This window comes from Cytobacillus sp. GQ23 (genome assembly GCF_059758675.1).
Genome location: NZ_JCAXER010000001.1, coordinates 299,930 through 323,467 on the forward strand (window position 1 = coordinate 299,930; position 23,538 = coordinate 323,467).

Below are 23,538 nucleotides of genomic sequence, written 5' to 3' on the forward strand. Positions count from 1 at the left end.
AAAAAGGAGGCGAGCCTCACTGAAACAGGCAGACTGGGAAGAGTTATCTGCTCATTTAAAGCAGATGCTTCAGAACATTAAATTCGGATCGATTACGCTGGTCGTCCAGGATGGCAAGGTTATACAACTTGAGAAGAACGAAAAGGTTCGTCTTCAATCAAATAAGCGCGCTGACTAGAAAAACTAGAGGCGGTCTTTTCAACTGAAGGATTTTCTTCAGTCGGGAAGACGGCCTTTTTTGATTGAAAAAGAACACACAGGAACATGAAAGGAGTACTGCAAGATGAGCACTGCAGTAACATATGAAAATTGGACTCAATTATCTGATGCATTCCCAATTGACAATAAATTAAAAGGCGCATCCACTGTATTGAAATGGGCTTATGAACATTATCCTGAAGATAAAATTGTTTATGCGTCGAGCTTTGGGGCAGAAGCCATTGTCCTAATTGACCTTATTCAGCAAATTAAGCCTGATGCCCATATTGTCTTTTTAGACACAGGGCTTCATTTTCCGGAAACCTATGAAGTGATTGATAAAATAGAAGCCCGTTTTCCGACTCTAAGGATTGAACGGAAGGAACCGAAGCTGACACTCGATCAGCAGGCTGCAGAGTTCGGTACTGCCCTTTGGAAAAGGGAGCCGAATTCATGCTGCCAGATCCGCAAAGTGATTCCTTTAAGAGAAGCGCTGACACCAAAGCAGGCCTGGATTTCCGGCCTTCGCCGCGAGCAGTCACCGACAAGAGCGAACACGCAGTTCCTGAACAGGGATGAAAAATTCAAAAATATTAAAATCTGCCCGCTGATTCACTGGACATGGGATGAAGTTTGGGCCTATATCAAGGAAAAAGACCTGCCGTACAACTCTTTGCATGACCATGGCTATCCAAGCATCGGCTGCTTTCCTTGTACACAGGCAGTCGGTGAAAATGGCGATTCCCGTGCGGGCCGGTGGTCAGGCACAGGCAAAACTGAATGCGGCCTCCATACGAGCTAAAAGGGGGATGATACCATGCTTACGATTATAGCGGTCACAGTCGGTTTATTTTTCGCCATGAATATCGGGGCAAGCGGAGCAGCAGCATCCATGGGAATTGCGTATGGCTCCGGTGTCCTGAAAAACCGCATGATAGCTCTCATGCTTTGCGGGATGGCCGTTTTCTTCGGGGCATGGCTTGGCGGAGGAGAAGTGGTAAAAACAATGGGCAGCGGTATTGTCCCTAAAGAGACTTTCACAGTTGCCATCGCGCTGATTGTGATTGCATCTGCGGCCCTTTCACTGTTTCTGGCAAATGTATTCGGCATCCCGCTGTCCACCAGTGAGGTGACGGTCGGCTCTGTTGTTGGTGCCGGCATCGTCTACCAATCCGTATTTGCCGGAAAGCTTGTCTGGATCGTCATGTTCTGGCTGATAACACCGTTTGCCGCTTTTTTAATTGCCATAGCGGCGGCCGCATTATTAAAGAGAAATTTTGTACAGAAACTGATTAAAAAGCCCAAGGCTGCTCCAATTTTAGCCTTACTAGTCGTTTTTATGGGCGTGTTTGAAGCTTTCTCTGCTGGCATGAACAATGTCGCAAATGCAGTTGGGCCACTTGTTGGTGCCGGCATTATGAGCACAGGCAGCGGGATTTTCTGGGGCGGCTTGTTTGTCGCTTTAGGAGCAGTTCTCTTGGGAAAAAAAGTCCTCGAGACAAATGGCAAAAAGATTACCAAAATCCGTCTTGAAGAAGGCTGCGTCATCTCAGGGACTGGAGCAGGTATTGTTACAATCGCTTCCGTCTTTGGAATCCCTGTCCCTTTAACGCAAATTACCACATCGTCCATTATCGGCATCGGATTTGTAAAGCAGGGACGTTCAGTCTTCAAGAAGGATATTGTCGTACAGCTATTGGTCGTATGGGTAGTTTCACCAGTTTTATCGATGGTCCTATCCTATACGCTCATCCAGCTGCTCATTGAACATAATGTATATCCGGTGATTGCAATGGCCGGTGTCCTTATCTCCGTTTTTGGAGTGAAATTCTTAATGAATCAGGCACCAGCCAATGTGAGCCCGATAACTGAAAAAAAGTAAAAATGAAAAAGAAAGGTTGATGTAAAATGGCTCTGCCGAAACCTCATGGAGGAAAATTAATTCAAAACTATAATCCCAATTATGACCTGACAGGAATTGAAAAAGAAATTTTAATAGACGCCATCGCATTGAGTGATCTGGAACTTATCGGTGTTGGCTTATTCAGCCCTCTTACAGGTTTCATCGGAAAAGCAGACTATGAATCTGTTGTTGAAAAAATGAGACTCGCAGACGGAACGGTTTGGTCCATTCCGGTTACACTTCCGGTATCAGCGGAAAAAGCAAAAGAGCTTGCAGCCGGTGAAAAATTTAAGCTGGTTCACGAAGGCGAAGTATATGGAGTCATCGCTGTATCAGAATGGTATGAGCCGGACCTTAGCAAAGAAGCGCGTGAAGTTTATAAAACGGAGGAGCTGGCGCACCCAGGCGTAAAAAGACTTTTTGAACGCGGTCCAGTTTATGTTGCCGGCGAGGTTACACTGATTAAAAAACCTGGTAAAGGTGTTGCAGAAGATGTTTGGTTTGAGCCAAAAGATACACGGGCGCTGTTTGAAGAAAAAGGCTGGAAAACAGTTGTTGGCTTCCAGACAAGGAATCCTGTGCACCGGGCACACGAGTACATCCAGAAAGCAGCTTTGGAAACGGTGGATGGATTGTTCTTGAACCCGCTTGTGGGTGAAACAAAGTCAGATGATATCCCTGCAGACGTCCGACTTAGAAGCTACCGGGTTCTGCTTGAAAATTACTACCCAAAAGAGCGCACACAGCTTGCTGTTTATCCAGCAGCCATGAGATATGCGGGACCGCGTGAGGCGATCTTCCATGCCATAGCAAGGAAAAACTTCGGCTGCACACACTTCATCGTTGGAAGAGATCATGCCGGTGTCGGCAATTATTATGGCACATACGATGCACAGCATATTTTCAGCAACTTTACAGAAGAAGAGCTTGGCATCAAGCCGCTGTTCTTTGAGCACAGCTTTTACTGCAATAAGTGCGAAGGCATGGCATCTGATAAAACCTGCCCGCACAGCAAGGAAGACCGCGTCATTCTATCCGGCACCAAAGTAAGAGAAATGCTCCGCAACGGGGAGCTGCCGCCTTCCACCTTTAGCCGCAAAGAGGTAGTCGAAGTGTTAATTGAAGGCATGAGAGAAAAAGAAACGGTATAAGGGGCGGTTAAAATGACTAAAGCGACAAACATCACCTGGCATGAAGCTGCAATTACAAAAGAAGACAGACGGGCACAGAACGGCCATGGAAGTGTGGCCCTCTGGTTTACCGGGCTTTCAGGCTCAGGTAAATCAACGATTGCGAATGCTGTATCCCACGAACTGTTTCGCCAGGGCATCAATGAATATGTTCTGGATGGGGACAATGTCAGACACGGCTTAAATAAAGATCTAGGTTTTTCAGAAGCCGACAGAAATGAAAATATCAGACGCATTGGGGAAGTGGCAAAGCTGTTTGTGGACAGCGGCAAGATTGTTACAACTGCTTTTATCTCTCCATTCCGGTCAGACAGGGAAACAGTCAGGGCGCTGTTTGAAGAGGGAGAATTTATTGAAGTTTTCATCGACTGTCCGCTCGAAGAATGCGAACGGCGGGATCCAAAGCAGTTATATGCCAAGGCCAGGCGCGGAGAAATTAAGGACTTTACAGGAATTGATTCCCCATATGAAGCACCGGAACAGCCTGAAATTACGGTACGATCTGATCAGTACACAGTAGAAGAAGCAGTCGGGCAAATATTAACACATTTGCGTGAAAAGAATATCTTATAAAGTGAAACTTCAATCAGTGGGTGTTTTTCCCGCTGATTGGTAGATGAACCAATCTGGCCTTTACGGGCAGTTAGACCCCACTTATTCTTAATTGATTCCTCTGAGTCTTGAAGTGGGGATCTTACTGCCCGTTAAACTGCGATAAAAACGGGAGTCTCTTTCTATAGGAGACTCCTTTTCTGAAAAAAATAATTCCTACTATTTCACCCCGAAAAATGGTATTATAGAAAACAATTAGATTATTTGCTTAGGAAAAGCATTAATGTGCATATATTATAAGACATTACAGAAAGGGCGGGCATGAGAATGACGGGAAAAGTTTATTTGGTAGGTGCCGGACCGGGAGACCCGGACCTGATGACTGTTAAGGGAATGCGATGCCTGCAGGAGGCGGATGTTGTTCTGTATGATCGCCTTGTAAACCGTGAACTATTAAACTATGCGAAAAAAGAAGCCCAGCTTGTGTATTGCGGCAAGCTCCCCAATCACCACGTCATGAAGCAGGAAACGATTAATCATCTTCTTGTAAAATATGCAAAAAAAGGGCTGCTGGTTTGCCGGCTAAAAGGCGGAGATCCGTTTGTCTTCGGCAGGGGCGGGGAAGAGGCAGAAGAATGTGCCAATCATGATGTGCCATTTGAAATTGTGCCTGGAGTCACTGCAGGAATTGCGGCTTCTGCCTACGCGGGAATACCGGTCACACACCGAACATTGAGTAAAAGTTTCGCCTTTGTCACAGGTCATCAGGCCGGAAACGAAGAGGCCGAGCACCAGTGGGCGCATTTGGCTCATGCTGTAGATACGATTTGCGTATATATGGGTGTATCTCATTTGCCTAATATTATAAATAACCTCATTCAAAACGGGAAATCACCTCAAACACCGATTGCCCTCGTGCACTGGGGAACACTTTCAGATCAGCGGACCGTTACAGGCACGCTTGCTACGATTGAAAACAAAGTGAAAGAATCAAACATCACGAATCCAAGCATGATCGTTATTGGAGATGTTGTCGCCATGCACCATAAGATTAATTGGTTCGAAGAGGAAATTGTCCCGCATCTGCCTGCTGTCCAAGGGTAGGCTTCGGTTTGATAGAAAAGGAGGGGGCCATATGAAAGCGGTCCTATACATCGGTCATGGCACACGCTCAAAAAAAGGGGCTGCTGAAGCAAACCTTTTTATCGAGAGTGTCATGAAAAAAGTCAACTCACCTATACAAAAGCTCTGCTTCCTTGAATTAACAGAACCGGACATAAAGGCAGGCTTTGAATATTGTGTCCGGGAAGGAGCCTCTGAAATTACCGTTGTGCCATTATTTTTACTTGCCGCCGGGCATATCAAGGAGGATATTCCTGAAGCACTTGGCCCGTTAATAAAAAACAATCCTGGCATCACTGTAAAAATGGCAGATCCGTTTGGAGTACAGGAAAGTATTCTTGTTGCCATTTCAGAGCTGGTTACAGCAGAAGCGCAGCCAATCAGCGTGGATGATTCTATTTTAATCGTGGGAAGAGGCAGCAGCGACTCTTCCATCCTCCAAGCCTTTAAATCTATTAAAAACGGAATCAGCCAGCGCCTTGGCGTGAAAAATGTGCAGGTCTGCTATTTGGCTGCAGCTGCTCCGTCCTTTCAGAATGGTCTTGATTCCATATGCCAGCAGGCAAGCGGCAAAGTCATTGTTATTCCTTATTTATTATTCTCAGGGCTTCTGCTAAGTGAGGTAATTAGAGAGGTAAATAAGAAAGGTAAGGCCGGCTGCTCCATGATTCTGACTGATACACTGGGAAAACATGAGGTGATCCATAATCTGGTCGCTGAAAAAGCAAATGGAGAGGTGAATGTAAATGCAGCCGTTATTCATTGATTTAACAGGCAAAAAAGTCGTCATTGCCGGCGGCGGCAGAATTGCGTTTCGAAAAGCGAGAACACTTGAAGGTGAACGAGCCCATATCACATTTGTTTCTCTTGATTTTTCAGATGACCTCATTCATTTCGCTCAAGAAAAAGGATATGACCTCATTCATCGAGAAGCGCAGCCTGCTGATTTTAAGGATGCTTTTTTATCCATACTGGCCACCAATGACCGTGAAGCAAACCATGCATTGGCTCAATCGCTGGATTCAGGGCAGCTTGTCTGTGTTGTCGATGAAGCTGATGAAGGAAATGTGGTTTTTCCGGCAGCTGTAAGGCGAGGTCCGCTGCAGATTGCCATCACCTCCAATGGCGCGAGCCCGAAGCTGACCCGGATGCTAAAAAAACAGCTTGACGAACAATTTGATGAAAGCTGGACCGCATATTCAGAATTTCTGGGAAAATGCCGCGATCAAATAAAAAAGCTTTCTATCCCTCCTTCAGAAAAAAACGGGCTGCTTGCAGAACTTCTGGATGACCGCTTCCGCCTTTCAAAGGATGAGAGAGCGCGCAAATGGTCATATCTGCAATCCTTATCATAAACAACCGTGTAATTCACACACGGTTGTTTTATTTAGTTTATTGTGCAAATTCACTATGGTACATTGTAAGTAATGAATCAGGAAGGCGGCGTGAATGGTGCATTTTTTATCCTATGAACTCGCTCAGGAAATAGTGGAGCGCACGATGAAAATTCTTAATAAAAACATTAATGTTATGAATGAAGAAGGCATTATTATCGGATCTGGTGAAAAGGAAAGGATCAATCAGGTTCATGACGGCGCTCTGCTGGTCCTGAAGAAAGGCGAAAGCGTGGAAATTGATGAAAAAAATGCTTCCGGACTAAAAGGAGCTAAACCCGGGATCAATCTGCCCATCCAGTTTAACAATCAAATTATCGGTGTAGTCGGCATCACGGGGGAACCGGAGCAAATCCGGAATTATGCGGAACTGGTTAAAATGGCAGCTGAACTCGTTTTGGAACAGTCCTTTTTAATGGAAAGAGTACAGTGGAAGCAGCGTCTTCAGGGCGAAATTGTAAACCTGCTTATTTCTGAAGAGTCCATAAATGAATCCTGGTTAGAGGAAAGGGCCGGTTTTTTGGGATATGAACTTAAAATCCCGCGTACAGCCATTGTGCTGAAGCTGCCGGAAGAACTGGGGAACGACTATCAAAAGCTAATCAATACGATCCATTTTGAGTTGGGAAACCAGGATTTAACAGGGGTAACGTTCAACAATGAAATCGTAATTTTAAAAGCAGGGGGGCGCTCTGAACTGATCTCCTCTATAAAGAGGATTGTCAGCCTTTCAAAAAGGAAAGCGGTTATTGGAATTGGGAGCACTTCTGAAAAATCAAACGGATTGAAAACATCTTTTCGGCACGCACGGCAGCTTACCCTAATTGGACCGGATATTCAGCCTGGCGCAGACTATTACAGTTATGATCAGTACTGGCTCGAAGCTGAAATATCCATGCTATCTTTAAAGGAAACGGACACCCTGTCCTTCTATGACCGGCTCAGGAAACAGGACAAAAAGGGTGAAATGGCTCAAACACTGGATGTCTTCATGAAAGAAGGCGGGGATCTTGGCAAAACCGCAGACCGATTATACATCCACCGCAACACCTTAAGATACCGCCTGGATAAGATAACTGAATTAACTGGAAAGGATCCGCGGAATGTAAAGATGATGTTTGAATTATATGTTGCCAAATTAATTAAAAGGCATTAATGATTGTGCAGTTGCACAATCATTATAATATTTTAACCGTTTATTTTCATCAGCATTCCCAATGATTCAGACCGCGCAAACGCTTACAATAGATACATAAGCAAACATCACGGGAGGACTCATAATGGATGTAACTGTAAGCGCTTTAGGAGCTGTAACAGCCTTAGTCATTGCCATACTATTAATCTTGAAAAAAGTTCCGCCCGCGTACGGAATGGTCGCAGGTGCTTTAATAGGCGGCTTAGTCGGCGGAGCAGATATCACGAACACGGTGAATTTAATGATGGAAGGAGCCAAGGATATCATACCGGCGGTGCTCAGAATCCTTGCTGCCGGCATATTAGCCGGTGTCCTGATTGAATCTGGCGCCGCTTCCTCCATTGCCGAAACCATTGTAAAAAAATTCGGAGAGACCCGGGCGCTTCTAGCCTTAGCGGTGGCAACAATGATCCTGACAACTGTCGGTGTATTTGTTGATGTAGCCGTCATCACTGTATCACCGATTGCCCTGGCGATTGCCAAAAGAGCGAAACTGTCCAAAACAGCCATTTTGCTGGCGATGATTGGCGGAGGGAAAGCAGGAAACATCATGTCCCCTAATCCAAATGCCATTGCTGCTTCAGATGCTTTTGGTGTTCCCCTTACATCGGTCATGGCCGCTGGAATCATCCCGGCTATCTTTGGACTGGCAGTCACCTATATCATTGCTAAAAAATTGGTCAATAAAGGTTCTGCAATTTCTGATGGGGAAGTAGAAGTGGACAGCCAGACAAAGCTGCCATTATTTATCACTTCCATGGTCGCGCCACTTGTAACAATCATTTTATTGGCCCTGCGTCCTTTATTGGATATCAGCATTGATCCGATGATCGCACTGCCGGCCGGAGGAATCATCGGGGCTATTGCGATGAAAAAGACGAGGAAAATCAATGAATATGCTATTTCCGGCTTAAATAAAATGTCAGGCGTCGCCATTATGCTTCTTGGGACAGGGACATTGGCTGGAATCATCGCAAACTCAAGCTTAAAAGATGTAATCATTAATGCGTTAACATCTTCAGGTCTGCCAGCATATCTGCTGGCGCCGGTTTCAGGTATTTTCATGTCTGCTGCAACAGCATCCACAACAGCCGGGACCGCCGTCGCAAGCGGTGTCTTCGGCAGCACGATCTTAGGATTGGGCATTTCAGCATTGGCAGGTGCCGCCATGATTCACGCAGGGGCAACCGTACTCGACCATCTGCCGCACGGAAGCTTTTTCCATGCGACCGCAGGAAGTGTGAATATGGACATGAAAGAACGCTTAAAGCTAATGCCATATGAGTCGCTAATTGGTCTCATACTTGCCGTCATTTCAACTTTGATATTTGGGGTTTTTCAGATATTTGGGTAATGCACGAGTGATGTCCGGTAAATGTGGATTTACTGGACATCGCCCGAATACACCTAATCAGGCTAATTGTAATTAAGCTGCGGAACTAAAAGATAGACACCTACCATTAATTGGGCGAAAGAAAACAACCTCCGTCTAAATACAAGATAGATACCTTTTATTGGAAAAAAGCCAAAACAAGCGGCGTCAAAGCTAAAAAAAATACCACTCATCAAAAAAAAGCAAATCAAAATACCGAAATAACAAAAAGGGGAGAGGTCAAGCATGAAAGTCGTCATCGCACCAGATTCATTTAAGGAAAGTTTGTCTGCACTTGAGGCAGCGAATGCCATTGAGCGAGGATTTAAAGCGATTTTTCCAGATGCGCAATACAAAAAACTGCCCATGGCGGATGGCGGAGAGGGAACGGTTCAATCGCTGGCAGATGCAACTGGAGGAAAAATTATAGAGTGTACGGTCACTGGTCCGCTTGGAGAGCCGGCAAAAGCTTTCTTCGGCCTGATGGGGGATGGAAAGACAGCTGTCATTGAGATGGCTGCTGCTTCTGGCTTGCATTTAGTTCCCACAGAAAAACGGAACCCCTTGCTGACTTCAACGAGGGGAACAGGTGAATTAATCGCTGCAGCAATAGATACAGGAGTTCAGCACATCATTATTGGAATTGGGGGCAGTGCAACAAATGATGCTGGAGCTGGGATGATTCAGGCATTAGGGGGAAAGCTTCTTGACAAAACTGGCACCGAAATCGGCCCGGGCGGAGGGTCGCTTGCTGAGCTGTCATCCATTGACATGTCAAACCTCGACTCAAGGCTTCAGGATGTCCATATTGAAGTGGCCTGTGACGTTGATAACCCATTAACTGGTCCAAGAGGTGCTTCCGCTATCTTTGGTCCGCAAAAAGGGGCCACTCCTGAAATGGTTGGGCTGCTGGATCAGAATCTGGGCCACTTTGCAGATGTGGTTGAACACGAACTTGGCAAACCGTTCCGGGATATTGAGGGGGCAGGCGCTGCTGGAGGGGTTGGCGGAACTTTGCTAGCATTCTTGAATGCTGATTTAAAAAGAGGAATTGATATCGTCCTTGAAGCGGTTAACTTTGAGGAAGAAGTAAAAGATGCCGACCTTGTCATCACTGGCGAAGGAAGAATTGACAGCCAGACGATTTTTGGGAAAACGCCGATTGGGGTAGCGAAAGCAGCCAAGAAACATGGAATACCTGTCATTGGTCTTGCAGGTTCATTAACTGACGACAGTCATATCGTCCATGAGCATGGAATCGAAGCACTATTCAGTATTGTTCCAGGAGTTATTTCGCTGCCAGATGCCTTTAAGGATGCAGGGGTATATATGGAAAGATCAGCGAGGAACATAGCTGCCATTATAAAAATGAATAGGAGTATTAAATGAGAAGCTGGAAAATGCAGCTTCTTTTTAAGTGAATTATAATAATGTTATGTAAACTAAGTAACCAAAACAAAAAAGGACTGCAAGCAGCCCTTATCCAATCCCAGAAAATAAAATAAACACAAAATAACCAATCATAGTGACCAGCCCAAAAGGAACTCCGAATACGGCCCATTCTTTACTCGTAATCTGCAATTTTCCCGCAGCAATGATATTGGGAATATTCCCTGGGATCAGCATTCCGCCGCTGATCAGGAGTCCAAGCAGAATTGATTCCACTGTAAAATGATCCATCGATGGACTGATTTCAGCAGCGGCAAGCGTTGCGTTGTCCAGTACAGCTGAAATCATATTGATCCAATAGAGCAGAAGCGGATTCATACCGATTAAAAAGTGGTTGATCAGCGGTTCGAAACCGGCACCAAGCATTGTAAGGCCCATGACAAAGAAATAAATCTTCAAAGCTCTGACAAAAATTTCTTCAAAGCTTTCACTGGCAGGCTTCTTGCTAAACGATGCTCTTCCCGAAACAGGCGGCTTAACAGCGATTGCTGCCATTACTCCAAAAAATACGAGGGCAATCAGGATTTGCGGTCCAACTAGTTCAATTAGAAAGAAAAAGTTTTCTTTCATTTTACTGATTGCAATGGTGGAAAGTGGTTCGCCAATAGGCGTCAATGCAGCGCCAAGGCCAATCGAAAAGCAGGCGAGTATCGTCAATCTGACTTCAGAAGCCCTGTCCAGCCTTAGGGCACTGATAATTAGCACAAGTACCAGCGCAGCGATTATCGCGGTAATGACACTTGAAACTAATCCAAGGAAAATGACAATCAAAGCTGCAAACATTCGAAACGGCATGCGCCTGCTCACTGAAAGGATGCTTTTTTCCAGATTTGTCTGAAACCATTTAAACAAAAGGCCCGCAATAAACACCGCAAGCGTAATTTTAACTGGCTCCTGTGCCGCTTGTACAAAAAGACCGGCATTCAGGACTCCGCTTGCCAGAGCTGCTGAAAGTCCCATTACAAATAAGAACATCTCCAGGTTTTTTTCCACAAACTCAGAAAGAAAAGGCATGACAAGTACAATAATGAAAATAACCATTAATAAATAAATCATGAATCCTTCTCCATTAGGTTATTTTCCAAGCTGATAAACAAGGAATATTACATGCATATGCGTCCCCTAGGACAAACTTGCCATAAAAAATCCCTGCTAAGAGACCCGCAGGGATTATCTATTAATTATAGTCGTTTAATACAGTTCCAGTCAGATCGAATTCAGGTTCCATATTTTTGATGGCATTTGTGTCATTAGGAGTTGTACCGGCAGTCTGTATTTCTTCAATTACAGGCGGATTAAGCGGGGATAAATTATGCCCTTTTTTTGCTTGATTGTCCAACAAATGAATCAACTCCTTTACAGTATTTGTTATTTACATTCCTATTTTACTGTTATATTCAAACATGTAATTTCTGGAAGTTGTCTTAGGGAGGTATTCTTATTTTTCCCCAAAAAATAAATATTATTTACAAAATAACATTTATTGTTCTTAGACTATTCAATCCTTTGAGCGTACACGGTCAGGTATGTTAAGATGTTATTTTATTGAAATTAACATATTCGCTAGGTTACTGGAGAGGAAGTTCAGCTTGGATAAACGCATCTATTTATTGGCAATCATCTCATTTGTTGTTGGAATGGTGGAATTGATTATAGGCGGGCTGCTTGATCTTGTTGCTTTAGATCTTGATGTCGGTCTGGGGCAGGCAGGGCTATTAATTACCGTATTCTCGCTCGCTTTTGCTATCGCGGCACCTGTTTTGCTTACACTCACAGTGAAAATGGAACGCAGCCGTTTAATGATGATTTCATTAGCTGTATTTTTGGCAGGTAATATTGTGGCTGTATTCAGCCCGTTTTATGGTGTTTTATTAGTCGGCCGGATTTTGTCGGCAGCAAGCGGCTCATTGCTCATTGCGTTATGCATGACAATGGCTTCTTACATCGTTTCAGAAGAATATCGTGCACGTGCGATCGGTATCGTTTTTATGGGAATCAGTGCATCACTTGTACTTGGAGTTCCCATTGGATTAATGCTTGGAAATGCTTTTGGCTGGCGAGCCCCATTCGTGCTGATTTCAGCACTGACACTCTTGTCAATGGCCGGGGTTTACTTCTTTCTGGGAAAGGTTGCTCCAAAGCCAGCTGTGCCGATTGGCGTTCAGCTTAAAACGCTGAAAAGCAGGAAAATAGCGCTGATACAGATAACATCCTTTTTATTAATGACCGGCCACTTGGCTTTTTACGGATACCTGACACCTTTCTTGAAGATGAAGATGGATCTTGATGGTAACTGGGTCAGTATCGTGTACCTGATTTTCGGGATCGCAGCGGTGATCGGAGGGGGCCTGGGTGGTCACCTGGCAGATCGATTTGGTGCAAAATCAGTCATTCTAACGCTGGTTGCCATGTTTGGAATAACTCTTTTCGCATTGCCTTTTGCCGCTTTTTCCCTTCCGGTTTTCCTTGTCACAGTAGTTATTTGGAGCATGCTCAGCTGGGCGGTCACACCCGCTATACACAGCTACTTAATTGAAGTAACACCTGAAACGTCTGATATTCAGCAGACATTGAACAACTCAGCAGTTCACATGGGAATGGCATTTGGCAGCATGATCGGTGGAATCATGATTGAGACAACCTCCGTTGAATACAATGCAGCTGCAGGAAGTATTTTTATTATCTTGGCTCTTGGTACAGCAGCCCTTTCCATGGCAAAAAAAGTGACAAGGACTGCTGCAGCAGAATAAATTTTGTATATGCCGGCTTCTATGGAGGCGGGCATTTTTTTAGCATTAAATGCCTGACTATTTAAATTATTTTAAAAATAAATCCTCAAAATATATTGATATATCTTCCATTTTTCTACTATAATCAATTTGTCTCTTGATATTACATGATTATAGAGGGGGAAAAAGGAATTAATTATTATGAAATAATAATAAAGGAGTCTATTTCATGAGTCAGCTTAGCTATATTCTTCGTACTTTAATCATTATTATTCCTGCCGTATTGGTCATCAGCATTGCCGTATGTGTTGGCAATGGGCTTGATGGCCGAGCTTTTTGGACCACTTCTGGATTTATTTTCATTCTTGGTTCGCTGGCGGGAATATTATCCGCATTCATGAATTACCGTAAATTTATAGCACCCATCAGCAAAATTAATAGGTTTATCGAAGAACTTGCAGATGGAAATATGTCTGCGAGACTGGATGAAAAATCAGTGGGGCAGCTTGGCTCTATAGCTTCAGCACTGAATCATACCGCCTCTGCTTGGCAGGAGGTGCTGAATAAAGTGGTTCTGGCTTCAGACGAAGTCACACAATACGCACAGCAGCTTTCATCAGGCGCCCAGCAGACAAATATGGCCACAAACCATATTGCTGAAGTGATTGAGGAGGTTGCAGCTGGTGCCGACAATCAGGTCAAAGGAGTCGGAACAGCTTCCAATGTCATTATGCAGATGTCTGAAACCCTGACACAGGTGGCGGCAAACTCAGAACATGTGACAGACCAAATCAATGATTCTTTGGAAAAAGCCATTCATGGCGATGCATCCATTTCAACAGCAGGCTGCCAAATGAATTCGATTCATGTAAATGTACAGGATTTATCAAGGGTGGTAAAAGGACTTGGCCAGCGTTCACAAGAGATTGGGAAGATTATCGAAGTGATCTCAGGAATTGCCGCTCAAACCAACCTGCTTGCATTAAATGCTGCCATTGAAGCTGCCCGTGCAGGGGAACAGGGCAAAGGCTTTGCTGTGGTAGCGAACGAGGTTAGAAATCTCGCCGAAAAATCGGCGGAATCCACCCTGCAGATCAGCCAGCTGATCTCCAAAATTCAGGAAGAAACCCATCAGGTTGTCCAAACCATGGATACGGTAAACCATGAAGTAACAGAAGGCATGGAAGTCATGAAGGGGGCAGGGGATTCTTTCAAGCAAATCCGTCAGTCTGTCAGCATGGTGACCAATCAAATGCACGAAGTCGCTTCAGCCATTCAGCAAATGTCTGCCGGTTCCCAGCAAATGGTCCAGTCCATGGATGAGATAACCCATGTGGCTAATGAATCTGCCATGGCCACACAAAGTGTACTGGCATCGACTGAAGAACAGGCTGCATCAATGGAGGAAATATCACTATCTGCTGACCGCCTTACGGGCATGGCCGAGGATTTAAAAGGGCTGATCAGCAGGTTTAAAGTATAGAGCTTAGGTTTTAAAAACCTAATCTTTTATTCATCAAACAAAAAAGCCATCCCACAGATGGCTTTCCCCGTAATTAAGCTATTCCCGCTTTCATTAACATCCCATCGAGCGGCCGTTCCATCACTGTTTCCATCCACCTGGCTGTTTCGAGGACGGAAGGAAGATCAGTCCCAGTTTTCACACCCATTTCATGGAACATATTGATCATATCTTCTGTACAAACATTTCCGACTGCTTTAGGTGCGAATGGACATCCGCCAAGTCCGGCAATGGAGGAATCAAAGCGGCGTACACCTGCCTGATATCCAGCCAATACATTTGCCAATCCCAATCCCCGGGTATTATGGAAGTGAAGACCAAGTGAAAGATCTCCTCCAAACGCAGAAAAAAATGAATCTGCAAGCTTCTTAACCTGTATTGGATTCGCCATGCCCGTAGTATCTGCCAGGGTGATCTCTGTACAGCCGGCTTCCATAAATCTCTCTGCTGTTTTCAATACGTTTTCTAATGGAACTTCTCCTTCAAACGGACATCCAAATGAGGTCCCTAATACTCCCGCCACACCTTTGCCGGCAGCGGCGCCTTCTTTTATGACCACACAAAGCTCTTCTACAGCCTGCTCGACAGTCCTTTTTGCATTTCGTAAATTGAATGAATCACTTGTAGTGGTTACAACATGAAGAAAATTCACATCTGTCTTTAGGGCACGTTCCAGCCCGGATCGGCTTAAAACGAGGCCCCCATATCTGACCCCACTTCTTTTAGGCAGTGAGTGCAGGACTTCTTCTGCATCTGCCATCTGGGGAACAACCTTCTGATTGACAAAAGAAACAGCTTCAATATTGCGAATGCCGGAATCAAGTAATTTTGTAATCAATTCAACTTTTGAACTGGTTGAGACCCTTTTGCATTCATTCTGCAACCCATCCCGGGGGCCGACTTCACAAATTTCAATCATTTTCCTTCCTCCTTCAGCAGATGAATATTTTTAATTTGCTCCAAATGCTTTAATACATGATCACGACCCTGGTAGATATGTTCGTGCATTCCAATGCGGGCACGTTCAGGTTCCCGATTTTTAATCGCTTCCAGGATGATTTTATGTACCTCAAGAGATTGTTTAAGCTGAAAGCTGTTATACCAATAGAAGGACCGGAACACGATCGGAACAACCACAACCTTGGAAATATGGAAATGAATATGCTCATTTTTGGAAGCCGTGACTATGGCTTCATGAAATTTCTGGTTTACTCTAACAATATCTTTCAGACTATCCATATCGGATTCCACATGCTGGCTAATAGCTTCTTCATATAAAATATTGGCTTTTTCCATTTCCACTAGATCACTATCTGTCCGGTGTATGGCAGCCTGACTGGCAGCGTACCCTTCAAGCAGAGTGCGCAGGTCATAGATTTGCCTTATATCATCTTTCGTAAAATGTCTTACGCTGACCCCGCGTTTAAGAGGAATGACCAGACCTTCCGCTTCAAGCTGTCTTATGGCCTCTCTAATGGGAGTGCGGCTAAGTTTCATTTCCTTGGCCAATGACTCTTCAGCAAGACGCATGCCTGGGACAAATTTCCCTTCGATAATGGCATCCTTAATAAATTCGTATGCATCCATATCAACACCTCGGCTTTATTGTATACAAACGGATAAAATATTACAACAAATATTCTGAAAACTTTTGACTTAATGTATTAAATAAAGGCTTTTCTACTAAATTCAGAAAAATTTTAAAATTCTCATTGACTTATTGTATACAAACGATTAGATTTGTATACAAGATTACGAAAATTCAAGTATTAAAGTGCATTCAAGAAATAACAGGAGGGAATCACATGTCAGAAAAACAGCTTCCATTGGAGGATATTAGAGTTCTTGAGCTTGGTACACTATTAGCCGGACCATTTTCTGGACGTCTCCTTGGTGATTTTGGTGCTGAAATCATCAAGGTCGAGCCTCCAGGAAAATCAGATCCCATGAGAAACTGGGGGAAGTCAAAGGATGGCGTTGGGCTTTGGTGGCCTATTCAATCACGAAATAAAAAATCTATCACATTAAACCTGCGGGAAGAAGAAGGACAGCAGGTTTTAAGAGAACTTGTAAAAGAAGCTGATGTAATCATTGAGAATTTCCGCCCGGGCACAATGGAAAAATGGAATCTTTCCTATGCAACATTGTCGGAAATAAACCCCAAATTGATTATGGTCCGTACTTCGGGTTATGGACAGACAGGGCCTTATAAGCATCGTGCCGGCTTTGGCAGTGTGGGCGAAGCAATGGGCGGACTAAGAAATGTAACCGGTTTCCCAGACAGGCCGCCATCACGAATTGGTGTATCAATTGGTGATACATTGGCAGCACTCTTTGCTACAATTGGGTGCCTGGTTGCTTTACATGAGAGGGAGCGTTCAGGAAAGGGACAGGTAGTCGATACAGCCCTCTATGAATCTGTATTCTCCGTGATGGAAAGCATAATTCCGGATTATCTCTTAGCAGGATATATAAGGGAAAGGATGGGCAACATCCTTCCAGGTGTGGCTCCATCCAATATTTATTTTACACAGGATAAAACCTATATTGTGATCGGCGCCAATGCGGATGGAGTTTTTAGAAGATTATGCGAGGCAATGGAGCAGCCGGAATTGGCGGATGACCCGAGATTTTCAACACACCATGCCAGAGGGGAGAATATGAAGCTTCTGGACTCGATGATTGAAGAATGGACAAAGACTCTACCTGCTAAAGAAGCTCTTAAAATCCTCGAAGATAAAGGAGTGCCATCTGGCCTGATCTATTCAGCCAAAGACATCCTGGAAGATCCGCATTATAAAGAACGCGACATGATCATTAATGTTGATCATCCTCAGCTGGGGGAATTTCCGATGCCCGGAATTGTTCCAAAATTAAGCAGAACACCAGGAGAAGTGAAGCATGCCGGTCCTGAAGTAATGGGTAAGCATAATGATGATATATACGCAGGCCTTCTTGGTTTCGATGAAGATAGATTAGAAGAATTGAAGAAAAAAAATATCATTTAGGAGGGCTTCATTATGGGGCGGACTCTTTATGAAAAAATATGGGATAAGCACACAGTCGTAGAGGAACAGAATAAGCCTTCTATTTTATACATTGATCTGCATTTAGTACATGAAGTCACATCACCTCAGGCATTTGAAGGCTTAAGAATTAAGAATCGAAAGGTGAGAAGGCCGGATCTGACGGTAGCTACTATGGATCACAGCATTCCAACAACCGATCGATCTCTTCCTTTTAATGACCCAATCGCCAAAAAACAAGTCGACGCTCTCGCAAAAAACTGCAGCGAGTTCGGCATACAGCTTTTTGACCTGGAAAGCCGCTATCAGGGAATTGTACATGTTATTGCACCGGAGCTTGGCTTAACTCAGCCCGGGATGACCATTGTTTGCGGAGACAGCCATACATCTACACATGGAGCTTTTGGCGCACTGGCCTTTGGCATTGGCACAAGTGAAGTAGAACATGTTCTGGCTACCCAGACATTAAAGCAATTTAAACCCAAAACATTAGCCATAAATATACAGGGCAATTTGCCGCAAGGATCGACAGCTAAAGATTTGATCCTATCAATCATTGACAAATATGGCCATGATTTTGCAACAGGCTATGTTGTGGAGTACCGCGGTGAAGCGATTCGAAATTTAACAATGGAAGAGCGAATGACCATATGCAATATGAGCATTGAAATGGGAGCAAGAGCGGGATTGATTCAGCCTGACGAAAAAACCTTCCATTATTTGAAAGGGAAACAAGCTGTACCTGATGGAGTGGAGTGGGAAGAGACACTCGCAGAATGGAAACAATATTTTTCAGATGAAGATGCCGAGTTTGATCTGACTGCTGACTTTAATGCAGCTGAAGTAATCCCGCAGGTTACCTGGGGTACAAATCCAGGCCAGTCAGCAGGGATTACAGAAGATATTCCGCTGTTGGAAGATTTGCCGGCAGATCAAATAGGACCAGCTAAAAAAGCATTGAAGTACATGGACCTTCAGCCAGGAACACCCATCACAGAAATAAAAATCAATAAAGTGTTCATCGGCTCCTGCACGAACAGCCGAATAGAAGATCTCCGAAAAGCGGCCAAAATCGTAAACGGTTACAAAGTTGCTGAAAAGGTAGAAGCACTAGTTGTTCCTGGTTCACAGCTTGTAAAAATGCAGGCAGAAGCTGAGGGACTCAACCAGATTTTTATCAATGCCGGTTTTCAATGGAGAGAAGCGGGCTGCAGCATGTGCCTCGGTATGAATGAGGACTTGGTTCTTCCGGAAGAACGCTGTGCATCGACCTCTAACCGAAACTTTGAAGGCAGGCAGGGAAGAAATGCGAGGACCCATTTGGTCAGTCCTGAAATGGCTGCTGCTGCAGCGATTGCCGGCCGGTTCATAGATGTAAGGGAGTGGCCTGTTAAGAATAGCAAGGAGGTCAGTGTACAATGAAGTCTTTTAACAGATTTACTGGCATAGTTGCTCCGCTTGATGCTGCAAATGTTGACACAGATGCTATTATTCCAAAACAGTTTTTAAAAAGAATTGAAAGGACTGGGTTTGGAGAATTCCTCTTCTACGAATGGCGATACGAAAATGGCAGGGAAAGACAGGATTTCATTCTAAATCAGGAACCTTACAGTAAAGCGCCCATTCTGCTGGCCAGGAAAAACTTTGGCTGTGGTTCATCCAGAGAGCATGCACCATGGGCCATTGCAGAATATGGGATTAGAGTGATCCTCGCACCATCATTCGCAGATATTTTCTATAATAATTGCTTTAAAAATGGCATCCTGCCAATAGTTCTGCCTGAAAGGGATATTGAAATTCTGTTTCAAAAAAGCAGGGAATCACCTGGTTATCAGCTGAGGGTGGATTTAGAGAATCAAAGAATCGAAGACTCTTTCGGCTATATGGTCGAATTTGAAATCGTTTCTTATCGGAAAGATCAGCTGCTGAAAGGGCTGGATGAAATCGGAGCAACTCTGGAATCAGCTGAATTAATAGACTCCTTTGAATCGGCACATAAGATTTTCTATAAGCTGGAAGTTTAAATTCCAATAAAAGGGAGGAAGCCATATGGAAAACAGATCGATAAAAGAACCTATTCGAAAAAAATGGATTTGGATAGTCCTCGTCATCATAACACTTGGCGTAGTACCCTGGTATTTTCCTGATGCGGCAGCAGAACCCTATATTCTCGGGTTTCCGTTATGGGCATTTATCTCGACAGCTTTTTCAATCATCATGTGCGGTTATTTAAGCTGGCTTTGTGTAAATGAATGGAATATCGTAGAGGACCAGGAAGAAGCCGAAAAAGCAAGGGGGGATAAAGCATGAATGATTTAGCATTTGCAGGCACAGATGGAATCATTATATTATCAGCCTTTGCCATAATCATGCTTCTAATTGGTTACCTTTCCGGCAGAGGCGAGAAAAACCTTCATCACAGTCTTTCAGGGTACTACCTTGCCGGAAGGAACCTCGGTTTCATTGCACTCTTTTTCACCCTGTATGCGACGCAATATAGCGGAAATACCATTGTCGGCTATGCACCGACAGCTTATCGGACAGGTTTTTCATGGATTCAGTCCATATCGTTCATGACAATTATTATAGGAATCTACTTACTGTTTGCTCCAAGATTATATGTGATTGCAAAAAAAAGAAACTTTGTTACACCTACTGACTGGATAGATCACCGCTTTAAATCTAAGGCAGTCACACTGCTTAGTATTTTTCTCATGCTTTGGGGGCTTGGAAACTATCTTTTAGAACAGCTTGTTGCAATTGGCCAGGCTGTGTCAGGAATGACAGGCGGCACGATCCCTTACCAAATCGCTGTTATCGTTTTTGTAGCTGTTATGCTTGCCTATGAGTGGATGGGCGGAATGAAGGCAGTTGCTTTTACAGACGTTATGCAAGGCATTGTTCTTATGATTGGAATCATTGTCTTCCTTATCGGCGGATTATACCTGGTAGGCGGAAGTTTCTCAGAGGTTACCAGCTATGTTGCGCAAATGGAGCCTGCAAAAACGGCGGTTCCTCCAATGGAAGTGAATATCAATTGGCTGAGTATGCTCCTGCTTGTTGGACTTGGTGCAAGTATTTATCCGCATGCTGTTCAAAGAATATATTCAGCACAAAGCGAGAAAACACTGAAAAAATCCTTTGCCCGCATGGCATGGATGCCGCCCATTACAACGGGTCTTGTATTTATGGTAGGGATTATTGGAATCATGCTTTTTCCGGGGCTGGATAAGACAGGATCTGAACAGCTAGTAGGTCTGATGGCCAATGAGATTGCCGCCATTAATCCATTTTACTATTGGGTTATGATCATCTTCTTTGGAGGAATTGTTGCTGCTATTATTTCTACAGCCGACTCTGTTCTGCTCAGCTTTTCATCCATGCTTTCTAATGACGTATACGGGAAATTTATCAATCCAAAGGCATCTGAACATAAGAAGGTTATGGTCGGGAAAGTATGCGGAATCATTGCCATCATCTTTCTTCTGTGGATTGCCTGGAATCCTCCGGGAACACTTTATGAAATTTTCGTCTTAAAATTCGAATTGCTTGTTCAGGTATTCCCGGCTTTTGTACTGGGTTTATATTGGAAGCGCTTATCTGGAAAAGCTGTCTTCTGGGGAATGCTTGCAGGAGCCATATTAGCAGGATTGCTTACTCTTACAGGCTATAAAACCATCTATGGAATTCACGGCGGAGTTATTGGGTTAGGACTGAACTTCTTTATCTGTATTGCAGGTTCTCTATTAGCTCCAGCTGTTTCAAAGAGCACAGTTCTGGAGGAAGATACAACAGCAATCAATTTAAAGGCTTAATAGCCAAAAAAGAGATGATTAATTATGAGTAATTCACTGGCAGAAAAGCAATTTGCCATAAAAGAAAATCCATGGAAAATGCTATTATTTCTTCTGCTCGCACAGCTGATGGTAGCCTTTGTCGGCAGAAGCATTGGACCGCTGGGTGTTTTAATCGGGGAGGACCTTTCCTTGACCAAATCGCAAATCGGTATGCTCCCCGCGGCACTCTTTTTGGGCCAGGCCATTATCTCTGTGCCTGCAGGCTTTCTGACTGACGTGGCAGGATCCCGAAGATTGCTGGTTCTGGCATCAGCTTTAATGGGGCTAGGTTATCTTTTCATGAGTATGCTCCATGAATTTTGGCTTGTCCTGTTACTGATTGTTATCGGAGGTATAGGATATGGATCCATGCATCCGGTAACAAACAGGGGCATTATTTATTGGTTTCCGCTTAAACAGCGGGGGACCGCAATGGGAATTAAGCAAACTGGCATCACGGCAGGTTCGGCTCTGGCAAGCTTGATCCTGCTTCCCCTTAGTGTCTCTTTCGGATGGAGATTTGTCTTGCTGATTGCTTGCCTTCTTTTATTGGCAGGAGGGTTTGTCTCCTATCACTTTTACCGTGATCCGCCAGAACTGGAACAGGCAAAAACCAGGGACACGAATTTACTTCAATTTTACAAATCAATGTTCAAGATGGTACAAAATAAAGCATTAATGCTTATCAGCTTCAGTGCTATGGGCTTGAATGGTACACAAATGTGCTTAAATACGTATATCGTCTTATTTGCGTATGAACAGCTGAAGATTCCAATCATTTTATCCGGATTGCTTTTAGTTATATCAGAAGTATTCGGAACGATCGGAAGGCTTGCATGGGGTATAATCAGTGACCGGCTGTTTGATGGCAGGCGCGTTATCATTCTAATGATCATCACTATTATTACAGCATTTGCCAGCGCGTCAGCGGCTATCATCAACTCAGCCCCATTTTGGGTAATCGCGCCTATTACGGCTCTGTTTGGATTTGCTGCTTCGGGCTTCAATGGCATCTGGATGAACCTTGCAAGTGAATTGGTGCCAAAAGAACAAGCAGGCATCTCAAGCGGAATTAGTATAACACTGGGGTCGGCCGGGGCCATAATCATACCCCCGCTATTTGGTTTTATAGTGGATCAGACCGGTCAATTCTCGTCAGGCTGGCTGCTAATTACGGGCATGATGGCTATTGTGTTTACCCTGCTGACCACTTTAACTATTATGAATAAAAAGAATAACATTATCATTTAACGGAAGAAAGGAGTGATCTCAAGTGGAATTTACACCGTCAGAACTTGGAGAAAAAGATGTCTATAAGTTATTAACCGGATCGGTTGTGCCGAGACCAATTGCCTGGGTATCCACTGTGTCGGAGGAAGGAGACCTGAATCTCGCGCCTTTTAGTTTCTTTACAGTAGCCTCCAGGAATCCTCCCATGCTCTGTATTTCAATTGGTCCTGGTGTCGGTGACCGCGAAGGTACAGAAAAAGATACACTGGTCAACATCCGGAAGACAAAAGAGTTTGTCATCAATGTGGTTCCTGCCCCATTGGGCAACCAAATGCATAAAAGTGCAGAGAACCTCCCAAGTGATGCAAATGAGTTTACTTTAGCAGAACTTACGCCTGCAGAAAGCCATTCAGTGGTGCCTAAAAGAGTCAAGCAAGCACCGATTCATATGGAGTGTAAACTTGAACAAATTATACAGCTTGGAAGTGATCACCTGGTTATAGGCCGAATGGTTCATTATCACATAGAAGACGATTACTACCTTGGGAATTATAAGGTGGATCTGGAAAAGCTGCAGCCGCTTGGCAGATTGGCAGGCAACTATACTGAAAGCAGGGAATTTTTTAAATTGCCCAGATAATCATCCAGTGCCGGACCCAGCGTTCGGCACTCTTTTTATTGATCAGCTTCATTTAAATGCTATTCCACCATCATAGAAAGGATTAAGAAATGAAAAGACGAATCAAACCGATAGCAGGCAATAGAAAGAAAACTGGATGTGGTCCGTGAGATTGAAAAGGAATTAATCTTTGGCATCCTC

24 protein-coding genes are annotated in these 23,538 nt (G+C 44.1%); 20 read left to right on the forward strand and 4 right to left on the reverse strand.

All coding sequences use genetic code 11. From position 1 onward, the window contains the following. Positions 1 to 19: 19 nt before the first annotated feature. The 11 genes from AC6CHU_RS01510 to AC6CHU_RS01560 all read left to right on the forward strand — a co-directional run bounded on the left by AC6CHU_RS01510 (position 20) and on the right by AC6CHU_RS01560 (position 10,315). Entirely contained in the window at positions 20 to 178 is a 159-nt protein-coding gene (locus tag AC6CHU_RS01510) for a YezD family protein (RefSeq protein ID WP_268891662.1), read from the forward strand. Positions 179 to 283: 105 nt separating this feature from the next. Further along, positions 284 to 1,000: a phosphoadenylyl-sulfate reductase gene (locus AC6CHU_RS01515; RefSeq protein ID WP_498119772.1), complete on the forward strand. Its 717-nt coding sequence runs from the start codon at positions 284 to 286 to the stop codon at positions 998 to 1,000. Between the two features lie 15 nt (positions 1,001 to 1,015). Further along, entirely contained in the window at positions 1,016 to 2,080 is a 1,065-nt protein-coding gene (cysP, locus tag AC6CHU_RS01520; RefSeq protein ID WP_159866395.1) for a sulfate permease, read from the forward strand. A 26-nt stretch (positions 2,081 to 2,106) separates the two neighbouring features. Then, a complete protein-coding gene (sat, locus tag AC6CHU_RS01525; RefSeq protein WP_159866398.1) occupies positions 2,107 to 3,252 on the forward strand; it encodes a sulfate adenylyltransferase in 1,146 nt (381 codons plus the stop codon). Between the two features lie 12 nt (positions 3,253 to 3,264). After that, positions 3,265 to 3,864, forward strand: a complete 600-nt coding sequence (gene cysC, locus AC6CHU_RS01530) for an adenylyl-sulfate kinase (RefSeq protein ID WP_498119775.1) — start codon at positions 3,265 to 3,267, stop codon at positions 3,862 to 3,864. Positions 3,865 to 4,170: 306 nt separating this feature from the next. After that, positions 4,171 to 4,947: a uroporphyrinogen-III C-methyltransferase gene (gene cobA, locus AC6CHU_RS01535; RefSeq protein ID WP_159866404.1), complete on the forward strand. Its 777-nt coding sequence runs from the start codon at positions 4,171 to 4,173 to the stop codon at positions 4,945 to 4,947. A 31-nt stretch (positions 4,948 to 4,978) separates the two neighbouring features. Continuing rightward, positions 4,979 to 5,731 carry a sirohydrochlorin chelatase gene (locus AC6CHU_RS01540; RefSeq protein WP_498119777.1) on the forward strand — a complete coding sequence of 251 codons (753 nt, stop codon included), beginning with the start codon at positions 4,979 to 4,981 and terminating at the stop codon, positions 5,729 to 5,731. Further along, complete coding sequence (locus AC6CHU_RS01545; RefSeq protein WP_498119779.1) at positions 5,712 to 6,320, forward strand: precorrin-2 dehydrogenase/sirohydrochlorin ferrochelatase family protein; 609 nt, start codon at positions 5,712 to 5,714, stop codon at positions 6,318 to 6,320. Before AC6CHU_RS01540 ends, AC6CHU_RS01545 begins: the two co-directional genes overlap by 20 nt. Positions 6,321 to 6,414: 94 nt before the next feature. After that, entirely contained in the window at positions 6,415 to 7,515 is a 1,101-nt protein-coding gene (locus tag AC6CHU_RS01550) for a sugar diacid recognition domain-containing protein (RefSeq protein WP_498119781.1), read from the forward strand. 124 nt (positions 7,516 to 7,639) lie between these two features. Next, positions 7,640 to 8,908 carry a GntP family permease gene (locus AC6CHU_RS01555; protein WP_159866413.1) on the forward strand — a complete coding sequence of 423 codons (1,269 nt, stop codon included), beginning with the start codon at positions 7,640 to 7,642 and terminating at the stop codon, positions 8,906 to 8,908. A 264-nt stretch (positions 8,909 to 9,172) separates the two neighbouring features. Further along, positions 9,173 to 10,315, forward strand: coding sequence for a glycerate kinase (locus AC6CHU_RS01560; RefSeq protein WP_498119784.1), 1,143 nt, complete (start codon positions 9,173 to 9,175; stop codon positions 10,313 to 10,315). 90 nt (positions 10,316 to 10,405) lie between these two features. Here the strand turns inward: AC6CHU_RS01560 and AC6CHU_RS01565 are convergent, their stop codons facing one another. Both AC6CHU_RS01565 and AC6CHU_RS01570 read right to left on the reverse strand, forming a co-directional pair. Further along, on the reverse strand, positions 10,406 to 11,431 hold the full coding sequence (locus AC6CHU_RS01565; protein ID WP_159866419.1) for a DUF1646 family protein: 1,026 nt from the start codon (positions 11,429 to 11,431) through the stop codon (positions 10,406 to 10,408). 121 nt (positions 11,432 to 11,552) lie between these two features. Further along, the gene (locus tag AC6CHU_RS01570; protein ID WP_201306555.1) at positions 11,553 to 11,717 is read right to left on the reverse strand and encodes a hypothetical protein; all 165 of its coding nucleotides are present in this window, start codon (positions 11,715 to 11,717) and stop codon (positions 11,553 to 11,555) included. 247 nt (positions 11,718 to 11,964) lie between these two features. Between AC6CHU_RS01570 and AC6CHU_RS01575 the strand changes: the two genes are divergently transcribed. Together AC6CHU_RS01575 and AC6CHU_RS01580 are read left to right on the forward strand one after the other, a co-directional pair. After that, complete coding sequence (locus AC6CHU_RS01575) at positions 11,965 to 13,125, forward strand: MFS transporter (RefSeq protein WP_498119787.1); 1,161 nt, start codon at positions 11,965 to 11,967, stop codon at positions 13,123 to 13,125. 208 nt (positions 13,126 to 13,333) lie between these two features. After that, positions 13,334 to 14,587: a methyl-accepting chemotaxis protein gene (locus AC6CHU_RS01580; protein WP_498119789.1), complete on the forward strand. Its 1,254-nt coding sequence runs from the start codon at positions 13,334 to 13,336 to the stop codon at positions 14,585 to 14,587. Positions 14,588 to 14,660: 73 nt separating this feature from the next. On the opposite strand, the gene AC6CHU_RS01585 is transcribed toward AC6CHU_RS01580, so the two are convergent. Both AC6CHU_RS01585 and AC6CHU_RS01590 read right to left on the reverse strand, forming a co-directional pair. Next, the gene (locus tag AC6CHU_RS01585; RefSeq protein WP_498119791.1) at positions 14,661 to 15,545 is read right to left on the reverse strand and encodes a hydroxymethylglutaryl-CoA lyase; all 885 of its coding nucleotides are present in this window, start codon (positions 15,543 to 15,545) and stop codon (positions 14,661 to 14,663) included. After that, a complete protein-coding gene (locus tag AC6CHU_RS01590) occupies positions 15,542 to 16,213 on the reverse strand; it encodes a GntR family transcriptional regulator (RefSeq protein ID WP_498119793.1) in 672 nt (223 codons plus the stop codon). The genes AC6CHU_RS01585 and AC6CHU_RS01590 overlap by 4 nt, the downstream gene beginning before the upstream one ends. Before the next feature lie 218 nt (positions 16,214 to 16,431). Here AC6CHU_RS01590 and AC6CHU_RS01595 point away from each other — a divergent pair, with 218 nt between their 5' ends. The 7 genes from AC6CHU_RS01595 to AC6CHU_RS01625 are packed head-to-tail and all read left to right on the forward strand — an operon-like array spanning position 16,432 to position 23,358. After that, positions 16,432 to 17,634 carry a CaiB/BaiF CoA transferase family protein gene (locus AC6CHU_RS01595; RefSeq protein WP_498119795.1) on the forward strand — a complete coding sequence of 401 codons (1,203 nt, stop codon included), beginning with the start codon at positions 16,432 to 16,434 and terminating at the stop codon, positions 17,632 to 17,634. Between the two features lie 12 nt (positions 17,635 to 17,646). After that, positions 17,647 to 19,074 carry a 3-isopropylmalate dehydratase large subunit gene (gene leuC / locus AC6CHU_RS01600; protein WP_498119797.1) on the forward strand — a complete coding sequence of 476 codons (1,428 nt, stop codon included), beginning with the start codon at positions 17,647 to 17,649 and terminating at the stop codon, positions 19,072 to 19,074. After that, positions 19,071 to 19,676 carry a 3-isopropylmalate dehydratase small subunit gene (gene leuD, locus AC6CHU_RS01605; protein ID WP_251282984.1) on the forward strand — a complete coding sequence of 202 codons (606 nt, stop codon included), beginning with the start codon at positions 19,071 to 19,073 and terminating at the stop codon, positions 19,674 to 19,676. The genes leuC and leuD overlap by 4 nt, the downstream gene beginning before the upstream one ends. A 25-nt stretch (positions 19,677 to 19,701) precedes the next feature. Further along, the gene (locus AC6CHU_RS01610; protein ID WP_159866443.1) at positions 19,702 to 19,962 is read left to right on the forward strand and encodes a hypothetical protein; all 261 of its coding nucleotides are present in this window, start codon (positions 19,702 to 19,704) and stop codon (positions 19,960 to 19,962) included. Next, positions 19,959 to 21,467 (forward strand): sodium:solute symporter family protein, encoded by a 1,509-nt coding sequence (locus AC6CHU_RS01615; RefSeq protein WP_498119800.1) that lies wholly within the window; start codon positions 19,959 to 19,961, stop codon positions 21,465 to 21,467. Before AC6CHU_RS01610 ends, AC6CHU_RS01615 begins: the two co-directional genes overlap by 4 nt. Before the next feature lie 24 nt (positions 21,468 to 21,491). Further along, a complete protein-coding gene (locus AC6CHU_RS01620) occupies positions 21,492 to 22,739 on the forward strand; it encodes an MFS transporter (protein ID WP_498119802.1) in 1,248 nt (415 codons plus the stop codon). Between the two features lie 22 nt (positions 22,740 to 22,761). Then, the gene (locus AC6CHU_RS01625; protein WP_159866452.1) at positions 22,762 to 23,358 is read left to right on the forward strand and encodes a flavin reductase family protein; all 597 of its coding nucleotides are present in this window, start codon (positions 22,762 to 22,764) and stop codon (positions 23,356 to 23,358) included. Positions 23,359 to 23,538 lie beyond the last annotated feature (180 nt).

Coding starts and splice junctions, on each gene's coding strand:
- AC6CHU_RS01515 (WP_498119772.1), top strand. CDS start 284: ATGAGCACTGCAGTAACATATGAAAATTGGACTCAATTATCTGATGCA.
- cysP (WP_159866395.1), top strand. CDS start 1,016: ATGCTTACGATTATAGCGGTCACAGTCGGTTTATTTTTCGCCATGAAT.
- sat (WP_159866398.1), top strand. CDS start 2,107: ATGGCTCTGCCGAAACCTCATGGAGGAAAATTAATTCAAAACTATAAT.
- cysC (WP_498119775.1), top strand. CDS start 3,265: ATGACTAAAGCGACAAACATCACCTGGCATGAAGCTGCAATTACAAAA.
- cobA (WP_159866404.1), top strand. CDS start 4,171: ATGACGGGAAAAGTTTATTTGGTAGGTGCCGGACCGGGAGACCCGGAC.
- AC6CHU_RS01540 (WP_498119777.1), top strand. CDS start 4,979: ATGAAAGCGGTCCTATACATCGGTCATGGCACACGCTCAAAAAAAGGG.
- AC6CHU_RS01545 (WP_498119779.1), top strand. CDS start 5,712: ATGCAGCCGTTATTCATTGATTTAACAGGCAAAAAAGTCGTCATTGCC.
- AC6CHU_RS01550 (WP_498119781.1), top strand. CDS start 6,415: ATGGTGCATTTTTTATCCTATGAACTCGCTCAGGAAATAGTGGAGCGC.
- AC6CHU_RS01555 (WP_159866413.1), top strand. CDS start 7,640: ATGGATGTAACTGTAAGCGCTTTAGGAGCTGTAACAGCCTTAGTCATT.
- AC6CHU_RS01560 (WP_498119784.1), top strand. CDS start 9,173: ATGAAAGTCGTCATCGCACCAGATTCATTTAAGGAAAGTTTGTCTGCA.
- AC6CHU_RS01565 (WP_159866419.1), bottom strand. CDS start 11,431: ATGATTTATTTATTAATGGTTATTTTCATTATTGTACTTGTCATGCCT.
- AC6CHU_RS01580 (WP_498119789.1), top strand. CDS start 13,334: ATGAGTCAGCTTAGCTATATTCTTCGTACTTTAATCATTATTATTCCT.
- AC6CHU_RS01585 (WP_498119791.1), bottom strand. CDS start 15,545: ATGATTGAAATTTGTGAAGTCGGCCCCCGGGATGGGTTGCAGAATGAA.
- AC6CHU_RS01590 (WP_498119793.1), bottom strand. CDS start 16,213: ATGGATGCATACGAATTTATTAAGGATGCCATTATCGAAGGGAAATTT.
- AC6CHU_RS01595 (WP_498119795.1), top strand. CDS start 16,432: ATGTCAGAAAAACAGCTTCCATTGGAGGATATTAGAGTTCTTGAGCTT.
- leuC (WP_498119797.1), top strand. CDS start 17,647: ATGGGGCGGACTCTTTATGAAAAAATATGGGATAAGCACACAGTCGTA.
- leuD (WP_251282984.1), top strand. CDS start 19,071: ATGAAGTCTTTTAACAGATTTACTGGCATAGTTGCTCCGCTTGATGCT.
- AC6CHU_RS01610 (WP_159866443.1), top strand. CDS start 19,702: ATGGAAAACAGATCGATAAAAGAACCTATTCGAAAAAAATGGATTTGG.
- AC6CHU_RS01615 (WP_498119800.1), top strand. CDS start 19,959: ATGAATGATTTAGCATTTGCAGGCACAGATGGAATCATTATATTATCA.
- AC6CHU_RS01620 (WP_498119802.1), top strand. CDS start 21,492: ATGAGTAATTCACTGGCAGAAAAGCAATTTGCCATAAAAGAAAATCCA.